The organism is Anaerolineae bacterium, assembly GCA_016931895.1.
GTDB lineage: Bacteria > Chloroflexota > Anaerolineae > 4572-78 > J111 > JAFGNV01.
On sequence record JAFGDY010000184.1, the window covers coordinates 1 to 4,613 of the forward strand.

4 protein-coding genes are annotated in these 4,613 nt (G+C 54.4%); 3 read left to right on the forward strand and 1 reads right to left on the reverse strand.

Annotated elements, in window-relative coordinates; translation table 11 throughout:
* Nucleotides 1-156 precede the first annotated feature (156 nt).
* Complete coding sequence (locus JW953_13690; protein MBN1993749.1) at nt 157-423, reverse strand: hypothetical protein; 267 nt, start codon at nt 421-423, stop codon at nt 157-159.
* Between the two features lie 48 nt (nt 424-471).
* Between JW953_13690 and JW953_13695 the strand changes: the two genes are divergently transcribed.
* The 3 genes from JW953_13695 (at nt 472) to gyrB (ending at nt 4,397) form a co-directional block, all read left to right on the forward strand.
* On the forward strand, nt 472-1,689 hold the full coding sequence (locus JW953_13695) for an aminotransferase class V-fold PLP-dependent enzyme (protein ID MBN1993750.1): 1,218 nt from the start codon (nt 472-474) through the stop codon (nt 1,687-1,689).
* Nucleotides 1,686-1,910 carry a DUF3343 domain-containing protein gene (locus JW953_13700; protein MBN1993751.1) on the forward strand — a complete coding sequence of 75 codons (225 nt, stop codon included), beginning with the start codon at nt 1,686-1,688 and terminating at the stop codon, nt 1,908-1,910. The genes JW953_13695 and JW953_13700 overlap by 4 nt, the downstream gene beginning before the upstream one ends.
* Before the next feature lie 558 nt (nt 1,911-2,468).
* Nucleotides 2,469-4,397, forward strand: a complete 1,929-nt coding sequence (gyrB, locus tag JW953_13705) for a DNA topoisomerase (ATP-hydrolyzing) subunit B (protein ID MBN1993752.1) — start codon at nt 2,469-2,471, stop codon at nt 4,395-4,397.
* Nucleotides 4,398-4,613 lie beyond the last annotated feature (216 nt).

Here is a 4,613-nt window from a genome sequence, read left to right on the forward strand (position 1 = left end):
CATATCTATCTCGTAGCATAGTCTTTGGTCTCCTTTGGTTCACCTCCGACTATTCTACTCAATCGACACTTTTGCACCAGAAACTAGTTATTCATTGAGCAACCCCTATGGGTAGCTGCTTTTTTTAATGAAAGTTTTGGCCTCATCGGCGGCCCCTCAGACGTAGGTCAGGCTTACTATACCACCGATGGGGGTCAAACCTGGACCATCACTCAAAACAGCGCCGATTGCCTCTTTAGCCTGGACATTGTGAATCCCCAGGTAGTTTGATAGTGCAGCCTGGGCCCGATTCGGGTGAGCACCGACGGCAGCCAAAGCTGGCAGGCCGCGCCGGATTACGACCACGGTGCCGCTGCTTGTCTTGCTGTACCTATCGCCGGATGGGTCAACCCTGACCATCACCGACAAAATGGAATCCCGCATTTCTGTTCTGCGCTACCTTGAACAGAAATAACGATAAGGTTGAAGACCATGCCCCAAGAACAAAATGTGATTTATTTTGACAACGCCGCCACTTCCTGGCCCAAGCCGCCGGAGGTAAGGGAGGCGATGGCGCATTATCTGGATGAGGTGGGCGCCAACCCCGGCCGCTCCGGGCACCGGCTGGCGGTCGAATCGGCCCGGATTGTTTACGCCGCCCGCGAGGCAGTGGCCGAGCTTTTTAACGCGCCTGACCTGCTGCGGGTGGTTTTTGCTGCTAACGTGACCGAAGCCCTCAACTTGGCTCTGCGCGGCTACCTGCGCCCCGGCGACCACGTTATCACCGGCAGCATGGAGCACAACTCGGCAATGCGCCCGCTCCGGGCTTTGGAGCAGGAAGGGGTGGAACTGGCGGTGGCGCCCTGTTCGCCGGAGGGGTTTCTTGATCCGGCCCGTGTGGCGGCAGCCATCCGGCCAAACACCACCATGATTGTGCTCAACCACGCCTCCAACGTGGTGGGAACCCTGTTGCCGGTGGCCGAGGTGGGGCGGTTGGCGCGCCGGCACAACTTGCTGCTGCTGGTAGACGCCGCCCAAACAGGCGGGGCATATCCTATTGACCTCCAGGCCGAAAAAATTGACCTGCTGGCCTTTACCGGCCACAAGTCGCTCTACGGGCCAATGGGCACCGGCGGCCTGATCATTGGCGAGCGGGTAGACCTGGAACGCCTGGCCCCGCTTATGCGCGGCGGTACGGGCAGCCGTTCCGAACGGGAGGAACAACCCGATTTTTTGCCCGATAAGTTTGAAAGCGGCACCCCCAATGGCGTAGGTTTGGCCGGGCTGGCCGCAGGCGTGCGTTGGGTACTGGCCCAGGGCATAGAGGCTATTCGCGCGCATGAAATGCGCCTGACCCAGCAGTTGGTAAACGGCCTGCGCGCTATTCCCGGCGTAACTGTTTACGGCAGCCTGGAGGCCAGCCGACAAACGGCCACGGTTTCCTTCAACCTGGCCGGTTTAGAACCTTCAGAAGTGGGCTTACGCCTGGACGACGAGGAGGCTGTGCTGTGCCGGGTGGGGCTGCACTGCGCGCCCGTCGCTCATAAAACCATAGGCACCTTTCCTACCGGCACGGTTCGGTTTGGCTTGGGCGCTTTCAACACGGCCCAAGAGGTGCAAGCTGCGCTTGAGGCGGTTCGGCGTCTTGCAGTTGATCAAAGCAGGTCATCCCCAAGCTCTAAACATCAACCGGCTGAGGCAGTGCAATGAAGGATCAGTATTCGGTTATTCTGGTTTATGCCACTACCTACGCCCTGCGGGTGGAAAAGGAATTGAAAGAGGTGGGCGTCGCCTGCAAATTGATTCCTGTCCCCCGCTACCTCAGTTCTGATTGCGGCATGTGTGTGCGCATTGAGCGGGCCGACAAAGAAACGGTCCGCCGGATATTGGCCGCAGCCCAGGTGGAAACCGACGGAATTTACGACATCTGATGAGTTAAGGCTATGCCCAAACACTTTACCCGTTTTCTTGCTTCCCGTTGGGGCCTCATTTTGGCCGGGGCCGTGATTGCCCATAGGGCTGGGCCCGGCGGCCTGTCTCATTATCGGTTTTAGCATGCGTGAAGGCAAAACGCCAGGAGCGACTATAGAACGTTGGCCTGGCCCTCTTTTTCTGTTGATGCGTTCCAGAGGTGACAGTCACTTACAAAGTGACTGTCACCAAGTTCTACTAATGCCAAAAGATCTCTTTAGCCATTGGTAAGGCACTACATATAGTAGTGCATTATTTTTTATGGCCCAACATATTGAGGTTAAAGCTTATGCGGTCCTGGGGCCAATTTGAGGAAGGCGACGCTTCATGGTATAATATCTTGTCAGATATTTTGTTTTATGTCTATTTTAAGGTCGGAGTTTTGGGCTGAAACAGGACCTCAATTTCCCTTTTTCCGCCCCCCAACTACGGGCCAAGCCAGAGAAAAACTGGCCCCAATTTACTTCAATTGAACATCTGTTATTGAAATTATTGATGGAGGAATTGATTGCATGGTTATGGCACCTGCTAACACCTACACCGCCGACAGTATCACCGTATTAGAGGGACTTGAGGCGGTGCGCCGCCGGCCCGGCATGTACGTGGGCGGCACCGATATTAAAGCATTGCACCACCTGGTTTACGAAGTGGTGGATAACTCCATTGACGAAGCCCTGGCCGGATTTTGCGACCACATCCGGGTGATCATCCACCCCGACGAGAGTGTGTCGGTAATTGACAACGGGCGCGGCATCCCCGTGGCCGAACATTCGCAAAAGAAGGTATCATCATTGCAGTTGGTGATGACCACCCTGCACGCCGGGGGCAAATTTGACCGGAGCAATTACAAAGTTTCCGGCGGTTTGCATGGGGTGGGGGTTTCGGCCGTTAACGCCTTAAGCGAATGGCTGGTGGCCGAAGTGGCCCAGGACGGCGGCGTTTGGCAGCAAAAATATAAACAGGGCATCCCCCAGGGGCCGGTGAAACAAATTGCCAAATTACCCAAAAACCGCGAGCACGAGACCGGCACCAAAATCACCTTCCGCTTTGACCCCACCATTTTTAAGGACGTGCCGGGCTATAACTGGCATACCCTGCTGGTCCGTTTCCGCGAAATGGCCTTTGTAACCAAGGGCATCCGCATTTCCTTTGTTGACGAACGGGAAGATCCCAAACAAGAATACACCTTTTATTTTGAAGGGGGGGTCACTTCTTTTGTGCGTTATCTTAACCGTAATCGCCAGGCCTTGCACGACCCGGTTTACGTGGAGAAAGAGGTGGAGAGCATTGGGGTGGAAGTGGCGGTGCAATATACCGACGCCTATACCGAAAGCGTATACGCCTTTGCCAACACCATCCACACCCCCGACGGCGGCACCCACTTAACCGGCCTGCGCGGCGCGCTGACCCGCACCATTAATGATTACGCGCGCAAAAACAACCTGCTCAAAGATAATGATAACAACTTCTCCGGCGAAGATACGCGCGAGGGCTTAACGGCCATTGTGTCAATCAAACATCCCGATCCGCAATTTGAGAGCCAAACCAAAGTGAAGCTGATGAACGCCGAGGTGAAAACATTGGTGGAATCGGTGGTGGCCGAAAGTTTCTCCACCTTTTTAGAGGAGAATCCGCGCCAGGCCAGGATCATTATTGAAAAGTGCCTGACCTCCTCGCGGGCGCGGGATGCGGCCAAAAAAGCGCGGGAATTGGTGCTGCGCAAGAGCGCCCTGGAAAGCTCTACCCTGCCCGGCAAATTGGCCGATTGCTCCAGCCGCGACGCCCAAAGCAGCGAACTGTACATTGTTGAGGGTGACAGCGCCGGGGGCAGCGCCAAACAAGGCCGGGATCGCCGCTTTCAGGCCATTTTGCCCCTGCGGGGTAAAATCCTCAATACCGAGCGCGCCCGTTTGGATAAAATTTTGGCCAATAACGAAGTGAAGGCCCTGATCACGGCCCTGGGCACCGGCGTCGGCGACGACTTCAACCTGGAAGGGCTGCGTTACGGCCGGGTCATCATCATGACCGACGCCGACGTGGATGGTTCGCACATTCGCACCCTGTTGCTTACCTTCTTCTTCCGGTATATGCCGGAGTTGATTGAAAGCGGTCACCTGTTTATTGCCCAGCCGCCGTTGTACCTGATCAAACACAAAAAAGAAGCGGCTTATGTTTACACCGAGCAGGAAAAGGATACCTATCTGAAAAAGTTAAACGGTAATACCGGCTCGGTGACTATGCAGCGCTACAAAGGTTTGGGCGAGATGAGTCCCGAACAATTGTGGGAAACCACCATGAACCCCGAAACCCGCACCATTCTACAAGTGGCCGTTGAAGACGCCGCCGCTGCCGACAAAACTTTTGACATGCTCATGGGCAGCGTTGTGGCCCCGCGCAAAAAATTTATCCAAACCCACGCCAAGCAGGTGCAGAATTTGGATATTTAGGTCACGATTGTCGTATCCAGAAGTTATTGAGACTTGTCCAAGAATAAATGAGACTATGTTCAGAAGTTATTGAGACTATATCCAAAAGATAATGAGACTATCCTAAAACCGATACTATCCAAGAGATAATGATGTAGGATCTCAAAGTTAATGAAAAAGCATGTCAAAGTTAATGGGATTCTATGTCAGAGTAGTTGAAACTATCTTACTCAGTCC

Coding starts and splice junctions, on each gene's coding strand:
- JW953_13690 (MBN1993749.1), bottom strand. CDS start 423: ATGCGGGATTCCATTTTGTCGGTGATGGTCAGGGTTGACCCATCCGGC.
- JW953_13695 (MBN1993750.1), top strand. CDS start 472: ATGCCCCAAGAACAAAATGTGATTTATTTTGACAACGCCGCCACTTCC.
- JW953_13700 (MBN1993751.1), top strand. CDS start 1,686: ATGAAGGATCAGTATTCGGTTATTCTGGTTTATGCCACTACCTACGCC.
- gyrB (MBN1993752.1), top strand. CDS start 2,469: ATGGCACCTGCTAACACCTACACCGCCGACAGTATCACCGTATTAGAG.